Raw genomic sequence first — 19050 nt, forward strand, 5'->3', positions numbered from 1 at the left:
GGCCGAGTCACTTAAAGGACCGTGCTTTTTTCCTCATTCTTCGAAGATCCGGTCTTTGCATTTTCAGGCAGTCAGGAGACATCCATGTCCTTGTTTTCACTGGCCGGCAAGGTGGCCATCATCACGGGTTCCTCGCGCGGCATCGGCCGCGCCATCGCCGAGCGCATGGCCGAGCATGGCGCCAAGGTCGTCATCTCATCACGCAAGCCCGAGGCCTGCGCCGAAGTGCGCGACGCCATCAACCGGGCCCACGGCGAAGGCGCCGCAATCTCCGTGCCCGCCAACATTTCTTCCAAGCAGGATCTGCAGCACCTAGTGGAAGAGACGACGCGGCAACTCGGCCGGGTCGACATCGTCGTCTGCAATGCGGCCTCCAACCCTTACTACGGCCCGCTCGGCGGCATCGAGGACGACCAGTTCCGCAAGATCCTCGAGAACAACGTCATCGCCAACCATTGGCTGATCAACTTCGCGGTGCCGCAGATGATCGAGCGCAAGGAGGGTTCGATCATCATCGTCTCGTCGATCGGCGGACTGCGTGGATCGCCCGTCATCGGCGCGTACAACGTGTCGAAGGCCGCGGACTTCCAGCTCGCGCGCAACCTGGCCGTCGAATACGGGCCGCACAACGTGCGGGTGAACTGCATCGCACCCGGCCTCATCAAGACCGACTTCGCACGCGCGCTGTGGGAAGACCCCGAGAACCTCAAGCACCGCACGTCCAACACGCCGCTGCGGCGCATCGGAGAGCCCGACGAGATCGCCGGCGCTGCCATCTTCCTCGCCTCGCAGGCGGGGGCCTTCATGACGGGTCAATCCCTCGTCATCGATGGCGGCGTCACCTGCTGAAATCCCTTTCAAGAAAGCCCCCATGGACTTCACCCTTTCCGACAAGCAGGTGCACTGGCGCGACCGCGTCGTGGCCTTCATGAACCAACACATCTACCCCGCCGTGCCGGTGTACGTGCAGCAGATGAAGGACTTCGGTGAGAACCGCTGGCAGGTCGTTCCCATCGTCGAGGAACTCAAGGCCAAGGCCAAGTCAGAGGGGCTGTGGAACCTGTTCCTGCCGCGCGACTCGGTGCCGGAAGGCAGCCCCTACCGCGGCGCGGGCCTGACCAATCTCGAATACGCCGTGTGCGCGGAAGAGATGGGCAAGGTCGGCTTTGCCTCCGAGGTCTTCAATTGCTCGGCGCCGGACACCGGCAACATGGAAGTGCTGATCCGCTACGGCAGCGACGCGCACAAGGACCGCTGGCTGCAGCCGCTGCTGGCTGGCGAGATCCGCTCGGCCTTCCTGATGACCGAGCCCGACGTGGCTTCGTCGGACGCGACCAACATCCAGACCGAGATCCGCCGCGACGGCGACAACTACGTCATCAACGGCCGCAAGTGGTGGTCGTCGGGCGTGGGTGATCCGCGCTGCCAGATCGCCATCGTCATGGGCAAGACCGACCCCGAGGCGCCGCGCCATTCGCAGCAGTCGCAGATCCTCGTGCCGCTGGACACGCCCGGCATCGAAATCGTCCGCATGCTGCCGGTGTTCGGCTTCGACGATGCGCCGCACGGCCATGCCGAGGTGGTGTTTCGCGACGTGCGCGTGCCGGTGTCCAACCTGCTGCTGGGCGAAGGCCGCGGCTTCGAGATCGCGCAGGGGCGTCTCGGCCCGGGACGCATCCACCATTGCATGCGCACCATCGGCAGCGCCGAAGCCGCCCTGGAGAAGATGGTCAAGCGCCTGCAATCGCGTGTGGCCTTCGGCAAGCGCATCTCCGAACAATCCGTGTGGGAGCAGCGCGTGGCCGAAGCGCGCATCGACATCGAGATGACGCGCCTGCTGTGCCTCAAGGCGGCCGACATGATGGACCGCGTGGGCAACAAGGTCGCGCAGCTCGAGATCGCGATGATCAAGGTCGCCGCACCGCGCATGGCGCTGAAGATCATCGACGACGCCATCCAGGCGCATGGCGCGGGCGGCGTGACGACGGACTTCGGCCTGGCCAAGCAGTACGCCAGCATGCGCACGATGCGGCTGGCCGACGGCCCCGACGAAGTGCACAACCGCGCGATCGCCCGCATGGAGTACGGCAGGCACCGCGTGGCCTGACGATTCGCCGGCGTCCCCTACGTGCCGTGACGGCCGGCGCCGGCGACGAAGCGTGCCGCGCCGGCCTCGCCTCCCGCCAGCACCACGGGCACGCCCTGCGCGCCTTCACGACGAAGTGCCACGTCGAGCGGAAGATCCCACTGCTCGTACGCTGACCTTCGATCGGCCAACATGCATTGCTGCGGAAAGGCGGCGATCTGCCGGGCCAGTTCCTGCGCCGCGGCCAATGCGCCGCCCGGCGGGGTAAGCCGGTTGACCAGGCCCATCGCCAACGCTTCGGGTGCTGGCACGGCACGTCCCGTGAGAATGAGGTCGAGCGCACGCCCCATCCCGACGATGCGCGGCAAACGCACGGTGCCGCCGTCGATCAGCGGCACGCCCCAGCGGCGGCAGAACACGCCGAAGGTCGCGTCCTGGTCCGCGACGCGAAGATCCGCCAGCAGCGCGAGTTCCAGCCCTCCGGCCACCGCATAGCCGTTGACCGCAGCGATCAGCGGCTTCGACAGCGCCATCCGCGTCGGCCCCATCGGCCCGTTCCCGCCGCCTTCGGGGTCGAGTTCGTTGCGCTCAGCCGGATTGCTGACCGCGCCGAGATCAGCGCCGCCGCAAAAGTGACCACCCCCGCCTGTCAGCACGGCGACGCGCAAAGTCTCATCGGCCTCGAAGCGCTCGAACGCGGCCAGCAGTTCTGCCGCGACAACACCGTTGACGGCGTTGCGCTTCTCCGGCCGGTTCAGCGTGATGGTGCAGACCGCCTGATCGACTTCGAATGAAACATGGGACATGGCATGCCTCTCTTCCTTCGAGTGGACCGGGCGCGGCCCACCGGTTTACTTCATCAGATCGCTCAGGTTCACGGGCTTGATCTTGCCACCCTCGACCGTGGCGACCAGCGGATCGACGATCGTGCCGCCGACGGCGTCCACGCCGTTGAAGTTGCCGGCGTTCGTTTCCTTCGGCAGCTTGGTGAGCGCCTCGCCGATCTTGGAGCGGATGGCGGTGGCGTCCGTCGTCGTGCCGGCCAGCTTCATGGCGAGGGCCACCGCATGCGTCAGCGCGTAGTTGTACGAGGACTCGGTGGTCGGGTCCTTGTCGGCGCCGTAGGCCTTGCGATAGGCGGCGGCGAAGGTCTTGGGGCCCACGCGATCGTCGTACGACACCGGCAGCACGCCGATCGATCCTTCGAGCGGCGCGAGGCCGCCCGTGACCTTCGCCATCTCGTCGAGCTTGGCCTGGTCCATGATCAGGAAGCCGCCCTTGAAGCCCAGCTCGCGCGCCTGCTTGGCGACCAGCGCGGTCGGCTCCGACGGGCCGCCGACGAAGAGCACATCCGGCTTCTCGGCCAGCACGCGGCTCACGCCGCTGTAGAAGTCGGCCGAGCGGTTGTAGGACATCGGGTTGTTGGATGCGATGGTGCCGCCCGCCTTCTCCCAGGCCGGACCGAAGAGCTGGGACCAGTTCTTCGCGTATTCGTGGTCGCCCGGCAGCATGCCGACCTTCTTGCCGAACTTCTTCATCTCGTACTGGGTGAAGGGCTCGATGTACGAGTTGAAGGTCGGCGGAATGCGAATGGTGAGCTTGTTGCCGGTTTCGGTGATCTTCGGCGTGCTGGAGTACGCCATCACGATGAACTTTTCCTGCTCGTTGAACGCCTGCATCGCGTAGATGCCGCCCGAGTGCGGCACGAACACCGCCGGTGTCTGGTACTGCTGCACCAGGCGGCGCGCGTTGATCGCGGCATCGGCCGGCGAGTACTTGTCGTCCAGCGCCACCAGTTCGAGCTTGACCTTCTTGCCGCCGACCTCCAGGCCCGCGGCGTTGATTTCCTTAATGGCCATTTCCATGCCGTTCACCACGTTCTTTCCATAGAGCGCGGCGCCGCCGCTCAGCGGACCGGTGAAGCCGATCTTGACCGTGTCCTGCGCGAGGGCGCTGCCGGCGCCGAACGCACCCGCGAGGGCCACGGCGATGGGCAGCAGGTTCAGGCGACGGCGGGAAATTGCAGATCTGTTCATGAGGGAATGTCTCCGGTTGATGGAAAGAAGAAGAAGGGCGTCGGCTCAGGCGCCGATGTAGGCGGCGCGCACGGCCTCGTTGTGGAGCAGCGAATCGCGATCGCCTTCCAGCGTGATGTGGCCGCGCTCGATCACATAGGCGCGGTGGGCGATGGCCAAGGCCGAGTAAGCGTTCTGCTCGGCCAACAGTACGGTGGTGCCGGACTGGTTGATGCGCTGGATGACTTCGAACACCTGCTTGACGATCAGCGGCGCGAGGCCGAGCGACGGCTCGTCGAGCAGCAGCAGCTTGGGTCGCCCGAGCATCGCGCGGCCGATGGCCACCATCTGCTGCTGCCCGCCCGACAGCGAGCCGGCCGGATCGTTCTGCTTTTTCTCGAGGATCGGAAACAGCTCGAACACCTCGTCGAGCGAGCGCTGGATGCCCGCCTTGTCGCGCCGGTGCACGTAGGCACCGAGCGTGAGGTTCTTCTTGACCGACATCATCGGGAACAGCTTGCGTCCCTCGGGGCAATGCACCAGGCCCGCGCCGACGATCTGCGCGGGCCGCTGGCCCACGAGTTCGCGATCGCCGAAGCGGATGCTGCCGGCGCTCGGCTTCTGGATGCCGCTCGCGGCCATGAAGATCGAGGTCTTGCCCGCGCCATTGGCGCCCAGCAGCACGACCAACTCGCCGGGCGCGGCGTGCAGGTTGACGCCGCTCAGCGCGCGGAAGCTGCCGTAGTGCAGGTCGACGCCTTCAAACCGCAGCATGGTCGGCTCCCAGGTAGGCCTCGATCACGTGCGGATCGCGCCGGATCTCGGCGGGCGTGCCCTCGGCGATCTTGGCGCCGTTGTTCAGCACAACGATCTTGTCGGCCAGTCGCATGATCATGTCCATCTTGTGCTCGATCAGGCACACGGTCTTGCCGTGGTCCACCAGCTTGCGGATCAGGGCCGCGAGGCCCACCGTCTCCTCGGGGTTCACGCCGCCGGCCGGCTCGTCGAGCAGCAGCAGTTCCGGGTCGGTCGCGAGCGCCAGCGCGAAGGCCACGCGCTTGCGTTCCTCCTGCGTAATGTCGGCCGCGATGCGGTTGGCAACGTGCGACAGGCCCACGAAGTCGAGCGCTTCCTGTGCCTTGTCGCGGCACAGGCGCTCTTCCTCCTTCAGCCGCCGCGTGTTCGCGAGCACGTCCCACAGCCCCGACTTCGTGCGCAGCCGGCGGCCGACGATCAGGTTGTCCAGCACGGTCGCGTTGTCGAACAGGTGCGTGGTCTGGAAGGTGCGCGCGATGCCCAGCTTGGCGACGTGATCGGGCCGCATGCCCGTGACGTCCCGGCCGTTGAAGGCGATGCGACCGGAGGTGGGCTTGTGCGTGCCCGCCACCAGGTTGAAGAAGGTGGTCTTGCCCGCGCCGTTCGGTCCGATGATGGCGCTGACCTGCCCGCGCTCGAAGCGCGTCGATACCTGGTCCACCGCGGTGAGGCCGAAGAACTGCTTTGTCAGGTCGTTGATCTCAAGCATTGCCTTGTGCCTCCCTCGCGCCTGCGTCGACGACGACTGGTTCCGCCGGCCGCGCTTTCGCCGCCTTGGCCGCATCCGCGCGCTGCGCGCGCCGCTTGAGCCAAGTGCCGACGATGCCGTCGGGCAGGAAGATGATCAGCGCAATCAGCACGGGGCCGAACACCACCATGCGGTAGTCCTGCAGGAACTGCAGGCTCTGCGTGAGCCAGGTGACCAAAAAGGTGCCGACCAGCGGCCCGAGCAGCGTGCCGATGCCGCCGACCAGCGTGAACATGACGAGGTCGAAGGTCACCACCTCGCTCGCGAGATCCGGCCCGAGAAAGCGGACCTGCCCCGCGTACAGCGCGCCAGCAAACCCGGCATAGACCACGGACAGTACGAAGGACAGCGTCTTGGTGCGCATCAGGTCGATGCCGAGCGCTTCAGCCAGGTCGTCGCTGTTGCGCACCGCCATGAAGCTGCGGCCGAGCAGCGAATGCACGATGCGCGACATGATCCAGATGCCCAGCGCGAGGAAGGCGAGCACCAGGTAGTACTGCGAGAGCGGCGTGCCGAACTGCACCGGCCCGATCCCCGTGGGCGCCGGGATGCCCATGATGCCCACCGGCCCGTGCGTCAGGCTCTCCCACTTCTCGATGAGCAGAAACATGATGTAGCTCACGCACAGCGTGAAGATCGAGAAGTAGTGGCCCTTGAGCCGCAGTGACAGCAGGCCGATGAAGAAGCCGAGCACGCCGGTCACGACACCGGCCAGCACGAAGGCCAGCCAGAACGCGACGTGGTGATCGACCGTCAGGATGCCGACCGTGTACGCACCGACGGCCATGAAGGCGCCATGCGCGAGATTGAACTGGCCCGTGTAGCCGGTGATCAGGTTCAGCCCCAGCGCGGCGATGGCCATGATGAAGGCCTGCGTCGCCACCGAGATCAGGTAGTTGTTCTGCGCGAAGTAGGGGAACACGAGCGCCACGACGGCGAGCAGCGCCCAGCCCGTTCTGCCTTGAAGCCAGTTCATCAGCGCGCCCCTTTCGCGGTGAAGAGGCCCTGCGGCCGAAAGGACAGGATGACGACCAGCAGCACGAAGGCGATGATGTCCTTGTAGTCCGTCGAGAAATAGAAGCCGCCGAAGCTCTCGGCCATGCCGATGATCAGCCCGCCGACGATCGCCCCCGGGAAGCTGCCCATGCCACCCAGAATGATGATCACGAAGGCCTTGGTGATCACCAGGTTGCCCATGGCCGGGTAGACAAGATTGATCGGCGCATAGAGCACCGCCGCGATCGCGGCCAGCGCGCCCGAGATGGCGAACACCAGCAGCGTCACGCGCGTCGCGTCGATGCCGACCAGCGCGGCGCCGTCGCGGTTCTGCGCCATCGCGATGATCGTCGAGCCGAGCACCGTGTGGTTGAGGAACAGGTGCAGCAGCACCATCAGCCCGAAGGCGCCCGCGATGATCAACAGGCGCTGCAGCGGCGCGGTGAGACCGAAGATCTCGACCACCTGCCCGTAGGGCGTCGGCATGCGGTGGAAGTCCGCTCCGAAGAGGGCCTGCGCACCCGCCTCGAGGAACAGCAGGATGCCGATGGCCGCGATCATGTCGTGCAGTTCGGGTGCATTGCGCAGGGGATGGAACACCAGCCTCTGCGCCAGCATCGCGATCACCGCGACGATCGCCGCCGCCCCGGCCATGGAAAGCCAGTAGTTCACGCCCAGCTTGGCCATCAGGTAGTAGCCGGCGAACGCTCCGGTCATGTAGAACGCGCCGTGCGCGAAATTGGGCACGTGCAGGATGCCGTACACCAGTGTCAGGCCCAGTGCCACCAGGCTGTAGACGCCGCCGATGGTGAGGCCGTTCAGAAGTTGCTGAAAAAAGAGCTCCACGTGTTCCTCGGAATGACTCGGGGGGAACGACGCCGGTGCGGCATCGAGGCGAGGCGCTGATTGTGGAAGTGGCACCGGTCGTACGGCCTCAAGGTTTCACCTGAGAGTGCGTCACGTGTGAGACACCTGTTTCTACCGGCTGGTAGGTAATTCAGAATAGAGGCCCCGAGGAATCTCTATTTCATGACCGAAACTTCTCCAAAGCCACCCCTGCCCGACCACCTGTCGATCGACCCGCGCAGCCCGCATCACATCCCGGCCGTGTTCGACCACGACATCGGCATCCGCTTCAACGACAAGGAGCGCGGCGACGTCGAGGAATACTGCGTCAGCGAAGGCTGGATCAAGGTGCCCGCCGGCCGTACGCTGGACCGCAAGGGCAAGCCCCTGCTGATCAAGCTGAAGGGCAAGGTGGAGGCGTTCTACAAGTAGGCACCCGAATCCGGGCACACGCTGGCGCGCGCTCCGTTCAGCCGAACTTGCTCTTCATCCAGTTGCGACGAGGTTGCGGGGTCGATGTCGAGCGCGATCCCAAGTGCGCGTCCGACGTCGGCATGCTCGATGGGAAGCTCCCAGGTCAGGAAAATCTGGGTGCAATCCTCTTCAGGCGCGAAGTCAGCCACATCGAAGCCGCTGCTGCCGCGCCGGATGACGGCGTGCGGCTGCCCAGTGTCGAAAATCAGGGCCGTGCCCCTGACCAGGGGGATTCGCCGGCCTGCAGCGGGGAAATGAACGTCCAGCCCCCTGTCCTCGCTCACGAAGAGGTTGCAGAAGGCCGCGCCGCCATATTGGGCGCCGTCATGGTGGTACCTTGCACCTCGGCAGGCCATCAGGGCGACATCGCTGGAGGCCAGCACGTCGTGCAGACCGAGCGCGCGCGTCCAGTCGGACACCGCCTGCACGCAGTGCCTGTAGTCCGGCCAGCGCACACGCGCTCGCGCCAAGGGCAATGGCTCGACATCCCCGGGTTCGAGGCCCACGCGCAACGATATCTCCCGCTCCCAATCGGCCGTCAGCCTTGCAGGAGGCGCCGGCACGTCGAGCGTGCCCGACAGCACGACATCGCTCACGCTTCGGCTGCGGATGGCATCGCCGCTCCAGAAATAGGAGGCAAGTCGAGGGGGTTGGCTCATCGGGAGGACTACTGGCTTGCTTCAACCCACGAGATCCGGGTCGCTCGCAATGATGTCATCCCACAGTGTTTGAAACGAGAGCCAACCGAATGTTGGTGAGCCCAGTACCGACGCGAGCCAGCGGGCATCTTCCGTCTGCCAGTGGGTCGGCTTTCCTGCCGCCTCGGCCAAGAGTTGCGATTCGCAGCATCGATTCATCAGAACGAACCACCAGGCCGCCTCGTCGATGCTCTGCCCCGTCGTGAAGATGCCATGCCCGCCATGGATCGCGACGCGCTTGTCGCCGAATCCGGCAGCGAACCGGGCCGCAGCCTCCGCGTCGCGTACCACCCTCGGTTCCCGAATGAGCGCCTGGTTCTCGAAGAAGATGCAGGCATCCTGCGTGATGGGGTCGAGCAATCGCTCGAATGACGACCAGGTCGATGCATGCAAGGCATGCGCGTGGCAGACGGCGCCCACCTCCGGGCGCGCTCGATGGATGGCGGTGTGCAACAGGAGCCCGACGGGATTGACCATGCCGCTGCCGCGCACCACTTGTCCCTGATGGTTGACCTGAACCAGATCCGATACCTTGACGCGGTTCATCGCGACGCCGACCGGATTGACCCAGAAGTGATCAGGCAACTCGGGGTCACGCATCGTGATGTGCCCCAGAAGTCCCTCGGAAAATCCGCGCCGGCCAAAGATGCGACAGGCGGCGGCGAGGCGTTGCAGCAGGTAAGTCCGCTCGGCGGGTTTGTTGTCGAAACGCGGTGGAACCCGGGATGCGAAGCTCTGTACGCCGATCTGCACGATGGGTCTCCTGGAGTTCAGCCCCCGCTGGTTGGAGGGTGGGCGACAGTAGCACGTCCGCTCAGTGGTCCGTCAGGCGTTGTCGCACTGTCCCGGAAAGAGAAACCCGAACAGTGCCCTGACCGCTGGCGTCATGCTCCGGGCCTGCGGTCGCAACAGCCCTTCCTCCGCCACTAGCACCTTCGCGTACACGGCTTCGTACACGCGCTTGACGACGCCCGGCGCCACGAGTTCCCGGTCGAATCCAGGCGTGATGCCGACCAGCCGCCATCCCATACGCTCGAAGGTCGCTTGCATGTGCGGGTAGTGCATCGTGGCGAGGCCGTACGCCATCCCCATGCCCATCGCGCGGCCCAGCGCCTCCTCGAGCAGGGGAACGCTCCTGCTCAGGTGCGCGCCCCGATGCTTTGGCGAAATGGCGCAGATGCGCCCGTACAAGACCTCGCCGTCCGGATCCCGCTCGCCCGAGAACACGCCTGCCAAGTGGTCGCCCTGCTTGATCAGGACAACCATGAAGTCTCGATCGAGCTCGTCCTCCAGACACACCCTGTGCAGGTAGAAGTCCTCGCGCAGGTGACAGCTTGCGTTGCCGACAGCGATGCCCGGATACCACGCTCCAAGCGCCGAAATCAGCGCAGGGATCTGGCGCCGGTCAAGCAGCTCGTAGTGGTAGCCCGACGGCAATGGAGCGCGCAAGCCGAGCTCGGCGGCGGAGGGCCACTGCATAGTGTTCTCCTGAGGTTCGGCGCCCATTCTTTCTGTCGTGGCTCGCGGTGGATGTGCGCTTTGGCACACCCGCGCACCGAAAGGCGTCCGTCAGGCCACTCCGGCCACCGCGAAGATCAGCGCCCCTCCGCGCAACAGGTCGATCACCGTATCTCGATCGGCGGAAGAGAAGACCAAGCACCCGTCGCTGCGCCCCGCCTTGCCGTACAACGCGACGAATTCCGGCTCGACGTACCACTGAGCGTGGATGACGATCAGCCGCTTGTAGGCATTGCTGTTCGTCGGCGAAAGGCCGCGCAGGCGCATGGAGAGGCCGTTGCCCTCCGTCGGGCTCATGTAGATCTCGTCGGTCCTGAACAGGCCGATGCTGCTGGCGAAGCTGTCGGGCACATCCAGGAAGACCTGCGGGATGCCGTCGTTGTCTTCCGGCTCGGACCCGATGCCGTGCGCGACCACGAAGCTGTGAGCGATGGTCCGGGTCGAGCGATCAATCACATGAAAGCGCGGCTGGCTCGAGTGCACCGAATAGTCCAGCACCGCGGAGTAGGGATGTTCGGAGGGCTGCTCCAGCACATAGGCAATGGCCGGCCCCAGCAACGGCGAGCGGGCGGGCATGCCCTGTTGGGCCGACGCCGGACTCGCGGCCAGGTAGCCGCGAGCCAAGATGACGCCCAGCGCTGTTCGCAGCCACCATCGTCTGGTCACACCGCACCTCTCCGACGCCCACCAGAGGCATTGCTCGGCGCAGCCTAGCGTCTTCGTCCCTGGATTTGAATAGCACTTTGGTGCAACGCAGCCCGGACATTCGGCAACTCAGAGCCCAAGAAGCTGCAGGGCCTGCCGATTCGTTGTCGACTGCGGATCGGCAAGCTGATTGAGCACATCCATGTGATTGCGCCCCGCCTCGATCTCCGAAGCGATCACGACGCGCAGGCCCCAGGCCTTGGCGATCAGAGCGGCCTGCCTATGGAACTCCTCGCTTTCGGCGCCGCCCACCACCGTCACTAATGATCCGCGCGAAGGTGCTGGCATCGCAGCGGGACTGAGGCGCAGGGCCGAGGCTGCGGTCAGGCCGATATCCGCGGCGAGGAAGGGCGCATGCCGAAGCGGCTCCAATTCGTATAGGCCCGAGATCGACAGGGCCGACTTCACGAGGTCCGCCGGCAGGTCCGATGCCACCGCCTGCCAGTCGCAGGCCAGCAGCATCGTTGCCAGATGCCCGCCCGCGGAATGGCCCGCCACGACGATGCGCTTCGGGTCGCCGCCATGCACCGAGGCGTTCCGCCAGACCCAGGCCAGCGCCTTCACGAGTTGCAGGGCGATGTGTTCGATGCTCACCGAAGGACACAACGCGTAGTTGAGGTTGACGACCATCGCGCCAGCGTCCGCCAGCGGCGGCGCGACGAAGGCGTGGTCGCGCTTGTCGAGCGCGCGCCAATAGCCGCCGTGGATGTAGACGAACACCGGTGCATCTGCGCCCGCGGGAAGAATGTCGAGCCGTTCGCTCGGGTCGTCTCCGTAGGCCACATCGAACACCCAGCCCGGCCGGGCCAGCGCGCGCGCCGATGCATCGGCCCAGTGCTGGAGGATCGCCGGATGCTCGGAGATGCGTGCGCGGCTGTTGTACTGGGCGTCGAACCACTCGGGCGATCGATCGGGCATGGAACTCCTCAACTTGTCTTGCGCCTGGGCGGCGGCTTCTGCTCGGATTCGCGCAGCGCCGCATCGATCAGCGCATCGGCCATCCACAGCGCAGTGCGTTCGACCTCGCGATCGCGCAGGCCCCAGATGTCCTTGAGGATCACGTAGGGCTCGATGCCGTAGACGACGGACAGCGCGTGATGCAGCCGGTCCCGCACCGCAGGCCGCATTAGTGGCGCGAGTGGCTCGATCGCATGCTGGAGGATGCGCACGCGATGGCCTCGCCGATAGGGCTCCTCCTCCAGCAGCCCTGCACGCTCCAGGCCCCATTGCTCCAGCGACAACTGTGCGGCGGCGCGCAGTTGCGCCTCGAATTCCTTGAATCGCGGAAAAGTCTGCAGGAACAGCTCATGCACCCGCTCGCGGCCGTTGGGGTTGTCCGAAGCGAGCCTTCGCACCGGGCCGAGCGAGCTGTCGATCACTGCCGTCACCAGCGCGCTCCGGCTCGGGAAGTAGCGGTACGCGGTGGCGCGCGACACCTTCGACCGCGCCGCGCATTCGGCCACCGAGGGGATGTGGCCGCTCTCCTGGATGATGGTCATGGCGGTGTCCAGCAGCAAGCGGAAAGTCGCGGCCCTGACTCCGCGTTCGGGGGGTGTCGGGGGTTCGCTCAGCTTGTGCTTCAGTCGGGCCATGGGGTTTGTACGGGGCTCGGACAGGTCCGGAATCTATTGTGAACAGCTGCGGCCGGACCGTATGATGCAGCGATCCCGATTTGAGACGCAAGTCTCAAACCTGTCATCCGAGACTTCCGAGATCCCGAGGCAACTGGCGCACACCAGCAAGACCACGGGACGCCATGGAGACAAAGTCGATGCGTTTGGCCAGCTGGAATTGGGGTGGTCGCGACTGCGTGGGCACGATCTCGCCGGACGGGCGTGAAGCCACGCCGCTGGGCGTGCGCGACGCATCGCTCGGCGCCCTGCCGCTGATCCAGGCGCTGGCCCGCGGGGAGCCGCTGCCGCAACCTTCGGGCGTGCGCCTTCCGGTCGAACTCGTCACCCTCCGCGCGCCCTTGCCGCGCCCGCTGCGAAGCCTGTTCTGCGTCGGGCGCAACTACCGCGCGCATGCGGCCGAGCTGGCTGGCTCGGTGTTCCGCTCGGCCATGCCCGAGAGCGACCCCTGGCCCATCGTCTTCGGCAAGCTCGGCGAATGCGTGGTCGGCCCGCACGACACGGTGCGCCTTCCCTCGCCCGCCGCCTCGGTGCAGATCGACTACGAATCCGAACTCGCCGTCGTCATCGGCCGTGGCGGCCGTGACATTCCAGCCTCGCGCGCGATGGACCACGTGTTCGGCTACACCATCGTCAACGACGTGACCGCGCGCGACGTGCAGATGCGCCACCAGCAATGGGACCTGGGCAAAAGCTTCGACACCTTCTGCCCGATGGGCCCCTGGATCGTGACGGGCGACGAACTCGACGGCCGCGCCACCCGCGTTCGCGGCTGGGTCAACGGCGCGCTGCGGCAGGACGGCCAGACGCGCGACATGATCTTCGACATCCCCACGCTGATCGAAACCTGCTCGCGCGGCATCACGCTCCATCCGGGCGACGTCATCGCCACCGGCACGCCCTCCGGCGTGGGCATGGGCCTGAACCCGCCGCAATGGCTGAGGTCGGGCGACGTGGTGCGCATCGAGGTCGACGGTGTCGGCGTCATCGAGAACAGGTTCGAACCATCATGAGCTTTCAGTTGATCGACCGCATCGCGGTGGAAGAGGAAGGCGAAGGCCCCGCCGTCGTCTGCGTGCACGGGCTGGGCGGCAGCTCCAACAGCTGGACGCCGTTGATGCCCGCGCTGGTGCGGCATCGCGTGATCCGCATCGACCTGCCGGGCAGCGGACGCTCGCAGCGGGCCGAGGGCGAGCTGTCGATCGAGCGCTATGTCGAAACGCTGCTGAACATCTGCGAGCGGCTGAGCGTCCCGCGCGCGCACTGGCTCGGTCACTCGATGGGCACCATCGTGTGCCAGCACATCGCGGCGGCGCATCCGAAGCGGGTGGCGAGCGTCGCGCTGTTCGGCCCGCTCATCGCGCCGCCCGACGCGGCGCGCACGGCCATGAAGGCCCGGGCCGCGAAGGCGCGCGAAGGCGCTGCGGGCATGCACGAGATCACCCAAGGGCTGCTCCAGGCGGCGATTTCGCGCGACACGCGCGAGCGCCTTCCGGTGGCCGCGGCCTTCGTGCGCGAGAGCCTGATGCGACAGGACGGCGACGGCTATGCGCGCAGCTGCGAAGCGCTGGCCGGTGCGCAGCCCGCGGCGGTCGAGAACATCGAGGCGCCCGTCCTGCTGGTGACGGGCGACGAGGACGGCGTGGCACCGCCGCAGGCCGTGCGCGCCATGGCCGACCGGCTGCACCGCGCCGCCAGCAAACGCGTGGTTGTGCTCCCGCGCTGCGGGCACTGGACGCCGGTCGAGCGCCCCGAGGAGTGCCAGCGCGAGCTGCGCGACTTTCTTGCAACCCATGCAAGGGACTGATGATGGCCGACGTCCTCTTCACGAACGTGCGAATCTTCGACGGTGGTGGCGAAGCGCCCTTCACCGGTGACGTGCTGGTGCAGGGCAACCGCATCGCGCGCGTCGTCAAGACCGCCTACGGCGCGCGATCCGCACCCATCAGCGGCGCGCAGGTGATCGACGGCGCCGGCGCCTTCCTCATGCCGGGCATGGTCGAGGCGCACACTCACTTCTCCTGGAACGACCAACCCAGTCTCGACGCGATCCAGCGCATGCCACCGGAAGAACACATCCTGTGGTGCGCCGAAGTCGCGAAGCGCTATCTCGACATGGGCTGGACCAGCTGCGTCGGCGCCGCCACCGCCAAGCCCCGACTCGACGTGGTCATCCGCAACGCGATCAACGACGGCACCATCATCGGCCCGCGCTACCTGGCCGCGAGCCAGGAGATCACCGTGCCGGGTGGGCTGGGGGACACCACGAAGCCGCACCTGCCACAGCCGGAGTTCGCCTTCGGCGCGGTCGTCAGCGGTGCGGAGGAGATGCGCCGCTGCGTCCGCATGTTCGCCAAGTACGGCGTCGACTCCCTCAAGATCAATCTCTCCGGCGAATCGATCACCGGCATGCCGAGCGAGATGAGCCAGTTCACCGAAGAAGAGATCACCGTCTGCGTCCAGGAAGCCAAGGCGTGGGGCAAGCGCGTGGCGGCACATGCGCGCTCCACCTGGTCGATCAAGCAATGCGTGAAGCAGGGCATCGAGGTGATCTACCACGCCAGCTTCACCGACGAGGAAGCGCTCGACATGCTGGAGGCGAAGAAGACCGAGCACTTCATCGCGCCCGGCCTGGCCTGGCTCATCAACACCTGCCATCACGCGAGCCAGTGGGGCCTGACGCCCGAGGTGACGCGCAAGATGGGCTACCACCGCGAGCTCGAAGCCGCCGTCGAAAGCATGCGCGCCATGCGCAAGCGCGGCATCCGCATCCTGCCGGGCGGGGACTACGGCTTCGCGTGGACACCGCACGGCACCAACGCGAAAGACCTGGAGTACTTCGTCAAGTACGTCGGCATGAGCACGATGGAAGCGCTGCTCTCCGCCACCGCATGGGGCGGCCCGATGATGCGCATGGGCAAAGTGCTGGGCTACATCCGCGAGGGCTACCTCGCCGACATCTTGCTGGTCGACGGGGACCCGCTCGCCGACATCACCGTGCTGCAGGACAAGTCGCGAATCATGGCCGTCATGAAGGACGGTGAATTCCACCGCGCCCCGCCCGTGCGCTCCGCGCGCACCACCCGCTGGGCCGCATAGGTCGCACAGGAGATACGTCATGGCCGATGTCGTCTTCACCAACGTCCGCATCCTCGACGGCACGGGGCAGAACCCCTACACCGGCAGCGTACTCGTGCGCGGCAACCGCATCCGCCAGGTCGGGCGCAGTTCGGCACCCATCGCCCCCGGCGGCGCGACCGTGATCGACGGCGCAGGCGCCACACTCATGCCCGGCATGTGCGAGGCCCACACGCACTTCTCTTGGAACGACGCGGCCACGCTCTCGGCCATCCAGACCATGCCGCTCGAAGAGCACGTGCTGTGGTGCGCCAAGGTGGCGCGGCGCTATCTCCAGGCGGGCTTCACCTCCTGCGTCGGCGCCGCCTGCGCCAAGCCGCGCCTCGACGTGGTGATCCGCAACGCCATCAACGCGGGGCAGATTCCCGGCCCGCGCTACCTCGCCGCCAGCCAGGAGATCACGGTGCTCGGCGGCCTCGGCGACGAGACCTTGCCGCACCTGCCCTTCCCCGAGTTCAGCTTCGGCGTGAACATCTCCGGACCCGAGGAGATGCGCAAGGCCGTGCGCATGTTCCTCAAGTACGGGGTGGACTCTGTCAAGCTCAACCTCTCGGGCGACAACTTCACGCCCGATTCTCCCTCCGAGACGACCTGGATGATGGACGAGGAAGTCGAAGCCGCCATGCGCGAGGTGCGCATTCGCGGCAAGCGCGGCATCGCCCACGCGCGCTCGTCGGACAGCGTGAAGCAGGCGCTGCGCCACGGCATCGACCTGATCTACCACGCGAGCTTCGTCGACGACGAGGCGATCGACATGCTCGAGGCTGCGAAGGACCGCGTGTTCGTCGCACCGGGCATCGCGATCCTCTACGCGATGCTGCACGAGGCCGAGCCCTACGGCATCACGCGCGCCATGGCGGTCGACATGGGCTACGAGACCGAGTGGGAGGCGGCCTGCGTGTCGCTGTCGAAGATGCACAAGCGCGGCATTCGCGTGCTGCCGGGCGGCGACTACGGCTTCGCCTTCACGCCGCATTGCCAGAATGCCCGGGATCTGGAGTTCTTCGTCAAGTACCTCGGCTTCACACCGATGGAAGCGATCCGCTCGACCACGCTCTACGGCGGCCAGATCATGATGAAGCCGGACGAACTCGGTGTCATCAAGGACGGCTACCTGGCCGACATGCTGCTGGTCGACGGCGACCCGCTGGCCAATCTGTCGATCCTGCGCGACCCGAAGCGCATCCTCGCGGTGATGAAGGACGGCGAGTTCGCCAAGGCGCCGGAGATTGCCTCGCAGCGGGGCTGGGAGCGCGCCGCGTGAGCCGAAAGAACTGGGCGCTCCTGCTGCTGTTCGGCGTGCCGGTCGCGGTGTTCGCCGTCTGGGCGATCGTCGACAACGCCTCGCTGTTCTTCAAGACCCTCCTGAACGGACTCACGCTCGCTTCGCTGTACTTCCTCGTCGCGAGCGGCTTCACGCTGGTGTTCGGCTTGATGCGCAACGTCAACCTCGCGCATGGTTCGCTCTATCTTTTCGGGGCCTATGTCGGCTGGTACGTGGGCGAACACACCGGGTCATGGGTACTGGCGGTGATCGCGGGCTTTCTCGCAGCCGCCGTGATGGGCCTGCTCATGCAGGTGCTGGTGTTCCGCCACATGCAGGGGCAGGACCTGCGGCAGACGCTCGTCACGATAGGTCTGTCGATCGTGCTCGCGGACCTGATGCTCTGGGCCTGGGGTGCCGAGATCTACACCTTCGATCCGCCGTCATGGATCTACGGTTCGACCACGCTGCCGCTGGTCAACAAGTTCCCGACCTATCGCATCGTCGTGCTGATCGCCTCCATCGTGATCGGCGTCGGCCTGTGGCTGCTGCTCGCGCGCACCCGCATCGGCATGATGATCCGCGCCGGCGTGGATGACCGGGGGATGCTGGCGGCATCGGGCGTCAACGTGCAGCGCGTCTTCGCGCTGACCTTCGCCATCGGTGCGGGCTTGGCTGGACTGGCCGGCGTCGTGGGTGGCACCGCACTGTCGATCTCGCCGGGAGAGGACACGCGCTACCTGCTCGCATCTTTGGTCGTGGTGATCGTCGGCGGAATGGGCAGCGTGGTGGGCGCGGCCATCGGTGCGCTGCTGATCGGTCTGGCCGAGCAGTTCGGCCTCGCCTACGCGCCGACCTACAGCGTAGTCTTCACCTTCGTGATCATGGTGGTCGCGCTGGCCTTCAAGCCGCGTGGGCTGATGGGGAAGAATTCGTGAGCGCGGCAAAGTGGCGGCGCGCCATGAACTCGTCGTCCGCCGCGGCGGCGGAGGCTGCGCGCGGCGTGCGCGATACGAGCCGGCCGACGGTCGTGCATTCCACCGCACAGGCGCTGCCCTCGCGCGGCGTCGCAACAGAGGCACGCTTCTCGAGTTGGTGGCGGTCCGTCGTGCGCGCCGTGAAGTGGCGTCACATCGCGGTCATCGTCTTCGTCTTTGCCTACCCGTTCTTCGCCACGCCCTTCTTCACTTTCCAGATTGGCGCGCAATCGCTGGCGCTCGGCCTCATCGCGCTGTCGCTGATCTTCCTCGGCGGCTACGGCGGCATGGTCTCGCTCGCGCAGATGACGGTCGCGGGCTTCGCGGCCTACATGCTGGCGATCTTCGGTACGAGCAGCAACGTGGCGATCAGTCTGGGATGGCCGTGGTGGCTGGCGCTCATCGTCGCGATCTCGCTGGCAACGCTGGTGGCCGCCGCCATCGGCTGGCTGTCGGTGCGCACCGAGGGCATCTACACCATCATGATCACGCTCGCGGTGGGTGTCGCCTTCTTCTACCTGGCGCAACAGAACTACACGGTCTTCAACGGCTTCCAGGGCTTCAGCCGCATCGCGGCGCCGAGGGTCTTCGACCTGGACCTGGGCCAGCCGATGCCCTTCTACTTTCTGGTGCTCGCCTGCTCGCTGGCCGGCTACTTCTTTGTCAAGCACCTGATCCGCGCGCCCTTCGGCATCGCGCTGCAGGGCATCCGCGACAACCCGCGCCGCATGCAGGCGCTGGGCTACAACGTGACGGCGCATCGCGTCGGCGCCTACGCGGTGGCGGGCTTTCTCGCGGCGGTGGGCGGCATCCTGATGGTCTGGTACAACGGCCGCATCTCGCCCGGCACCGTCGGCGTCGGCGCGATGATCAACATCCTCATCATCGCCGTGCTCGGCGGCATGAAGCACCCCATCGGTGCCTTCATCGGCGCGATCGTCTTCGTGCTGCTGCAGAACTTCGCGATCGACCTGGTCGACCGCGAACGCTTCAATCTCGTGATCGGCGGGGTCTTCCTCGCGATCGTGCTGTTTTCACCCGACGGGTTGCTCGGCTTGTGGCAAAGCCTTCGCAACCGCCTGGGCTCCGCTTTCACCCACCGCGGCCATGGCCGCATTCATCGATGACAAGAAGGAGC

At 66.3% G+C, this 19050-nt stretch carries 21 protein-coding genes; 9 read left to right on the top strand and 12 right to left on the bottom strand.

What is annotated here, in order from left to right:
* Positions 1-84: 84 nt before the first annotated feature.
* Positions 85-849 (top strand): SDR family NAD(P)-dependent oxidoreductase, encoded by a 765-nt coding sequence (locus QTI24_RS18000; protein ID WP_286602247.1) that lies wholly within the window; start codon positions 85-87, stop codon positions 847-849.
* Between the two features lie 22 nt (positions 850-871).
* Complete coding sequence (locus QTI24_RS18005; RefSeq protein ID WP_286602248.1) at positions 872-2107, top strand: acyl-CoA dehydrogenase family protein; 1236 nt, start codon at positions 872-874, stop codon at positions 2105-2107.
* 17 nt (positions 2108-2124) lie between these two features.
* Here QTI24_RS18005 and QTI24_RS18010 read toward each other — a convergent pair whose 3' ends face one another.
* Genes QTI24_RS18010 through QTI24_RS18035 form a run of 6 tightly spaced genes read right to left on the bottom strand, consistent with a single transcriptional unit; the run spans position 2125 to position 7507 of the window.
* Positions 2125-2892 carry a crotonase/enoyl-CoA hydratase family protein gene (locus tag QTI24_RS18010; protein WP_286602250.1) on the bottom strand — a complete coding sequence of 256 codons (768 nt, stop codon included), beginning with the start codon at positions 2890-2892 and terminating at the stop codon, positions 2125-2127.
* Positions 2893-2937: 45 nt separating this feature from the next.
* Entirely contained in the window at positions 2938-4122 is a 1185-nt protein-coding gene (locus tag QTI24_RS18015; RefSeq protein WP_286602251.1) for an ABC transporter substrate-binding protein, read from the bottom strand.
* A gap of 45 nt (positions 4123-4167) precedes the next feature.
* Positions 4168-4875 carry an ABC transporter ATP-binding protein gene (locus tag QTI24_RS18020; RefSeq protein ID WP_286567674.1) on the bottom strand — a complete coding sequence of 236 codons (708 nt, stop codon included), beginning with the start codon at positions 4873-4875 and terminating at the stop codon, positions 4168-4170.
* Positions 4862-5626 carry an ABC transporter ATP-binding protein gene (locus QTI24_RS18025; protein WP_286602252.1) on the bottom strand — a complete coding sequence of 255 codons (765 nt, stop codon included), beginning with the start codon at positions 5624-5626 and terminating at the stop codon, positions 4862-4864. Before QTI24_RS18025 ends, QTI24_RS18020 begins: the two co-directional genes overlap by 14 nt.
* Complete coding sequence (locus QTI24_RS18030; protein WP_286602255.1) at positions 5619-6641, bottom strand: branched-chain amino acid ABC transporter permease; 1023 nt, start codon at positions 6639-6641, stop codon at positions 5619-5621. Before QTI24_RS18030 ends, QTI24_RS18025 begins: the two co-directional genes overlap by 8 nt.
* Positions 6641-7507, bottom strand: coding sequence for a branched-chain amino acid ABC transporter permease (locus QTI24_RS18035; RefSeq protein ID WP_286602257.1), 867 nt, complete (start codon positions 7505-7507; stop codon positions 6641-6643). Before QTI24_RS18035 ends, QTI24_RS18030 begins: the two co-directional genes overlap by 1 nt.
* Before the next feature lie 183 nt (positions 7508-7690).
* Here QTI24_RS18035 and QTI24_RS18040 point away from each other — a divergent pair, with 183 nt between their 5' ends.
* Complete coding sequence (locus QTI24_RS18040; protein ID WP_286602258.1) at positions 7691-7939, top strand: DUF3297 family protein; 249 nt, start codon at positions 7691-7693, stop codon at positions 7937-7939.
* Here the strand turns inward: QTI24_RS18040 and QTI24_RS18045 are convergent.
* The 6 genes from QTI24_RS18045 to QTI24_RS18070 form a co-directional block, all read right to left on the bottom strand.
* The gene (locus QTI24_RS18045) at positions 7930-8640 is read right to left on the bottom strand and encodes a hypothetical protein (RefSeq protein WP_286602260.1); all 711 of its coding nucleotides are present in this window, start codon (positions 8638-8640) and stop codon (positions 7930-7932) included. The two genes, QTI24_RS18040 and QTI24_RS18045, sit on opposite strands and share 10 nt — an antisense overlap.
* 21 nt (positions 8641-8661) lie before the next feature.
* Positions 8662-9432: a class II aldolase/adducin family protein gene (locus QTI24_RS18050; protein WP_286602261.1), complete on the bottom strand. Its 771-nt coding sequence runs from the start codon at positions 9430-9432 to the stop codon at positions 8662-8664.
* Positions 9433-9504: 72 nt separating this feature from the next.
* Entirely contained in the window at positions 9505-10158 is a 654-nt protein-coding gene (locus QTI24_RS18055; protein WP_286602263.1) for a hypothetical protein, read from the bottom strand.
* A 90-nt stretch (positions 10159-10248) separates the two neighbouring features.
* Positions 10249-10863 carry a murein L,D-transpeptidase catalytic domain-containing protein gene (locus tag QTI24_RS18060; protein ID WP_286602264.1) on the bottom strand — a complete coding sequence of 205 codons (615 nt, stop codon included), beginning with the start codon at positions 10861-10863 and terminating at the stop codon, positions 10249-10251.
* A 108-nt stretch (positions 10864-10971) separates the two neighbouring features.
* Positions 10972-11820 (bottom strand): alpha/beta hydrolase, encoded by an 849-nt coding sequence (locus tag QTI24_RS18065; RefSeq protein ID WP_286602266.1) that lies wholly within the window; start codon positions 11818-11820, stop codon positions 10972-10974.
* Positions 11821-11828: 8 nt separating this feature from the next.
* Positions 11829-12494, bottom strand: coding sequence for a TetR/AcrR family transcriptional regulator (locus QTI24_RS18070; RefSeq protein ID WP_286602268.1), 666 nt, complete (start codon positions 12492-12494; stop codon positions 11829-11831).
* 179 nt (positions 12495-12673) lie between these two features.
* On the opposite strand from QTI24_RS18070, the gene QTI24_RS18075 reads away from it, so the two are divergent.
* The 6 genes from QTI24_RS18075 to QTI24_RS18100 are packed head-to-tail and all read left to right on the top strand — an operon-like array spanning position 12674 to position 19039.
* On the top strand, positions 12674-13546 hold the full coding sequence (locus QTI24_RS18075) for a fumarylacetoacetate hydrolase family protein (RefSeq protein WP_286602271.1): 873 nt from the start codon (positions 12674-12676) through the stop codon (positions 13544-13546).
* The gene (locus QTI24_RS18080) at positions 13543-14340 is read left to right on the top strand and encodes an alpha/beta fold hydrolase (protein WP_286602272.1); all 798 of its coding nucleotides are present in this window, start codon (positions 13543-13545) and stop codon (positions 14338-14340) included. Before QTI24_RS18075 ends, QTI24_RS18080 begins: the two co-directional genes overlap by 4 nt.
* Positions 14341-14342: 2 nt before the next feature.
* Positions 14343-15632, top strand: a complete 1290-nt coding sequence (locus QTI24_RS18085) for a metal-dependent hydrolase family protein (protein WP_286602339.1) — start codon at positions 14343-14345, stop codon at positions 15630-15632.
* A 19-nt stretch (positions 15633-15651) separates the two neighbouring features.
* Complete coding sequence (locus QTI24_RS18090; RefSeq protein WP_286602273.1) at positions 15652-16935, top strand: metal-dependent hydrolase family protein; 1284 nt, start codon at positions 15652-15654, stop codon at positions 16933-16935.
* Positions 16932-17873 carry a branched-chain amino acid ABC transporter permease gene (locus tag QTI24_RS18095; protein ID WP_286602274.1) on the top strand — a complete coding sequence of 314 codons (942 nt, stop codon included), beginning with the start codon at positions 16932-16934 and terminating at the stop codon, positions 17871-17873. Before QTI24_RS18090 ends, QTI24_RS18095 begins: the two co-directional genes overlap by 4 nt.
* A gap of 23 nt (positions 17874-17896) precedes the next feature.
* The gene (locus tag QTI24_RS18100) at positions 17897-19039 is read left to right on the top strand and encodes a branched-chain amino acid ABC transporter permease (protein WP_286602276.1); all 1143 of its coding nucleotides are present in this window, start codon (positions 17897-17899) and stop codon (positions 19037-19039) included.
* Positions 19040-19050: the final 11 nt, after the last annotated feature.

Origin of the sequence: Variovorax sp. J22P240 (assembly GCF_030316855.1) — a bacterium.
Classification (GTDB): domain Bacteria; phylum Pseudomonadota; class Gammaproteobacteria; order Burkholderiales; family Burkholderiaceae_C; genus Variovorax.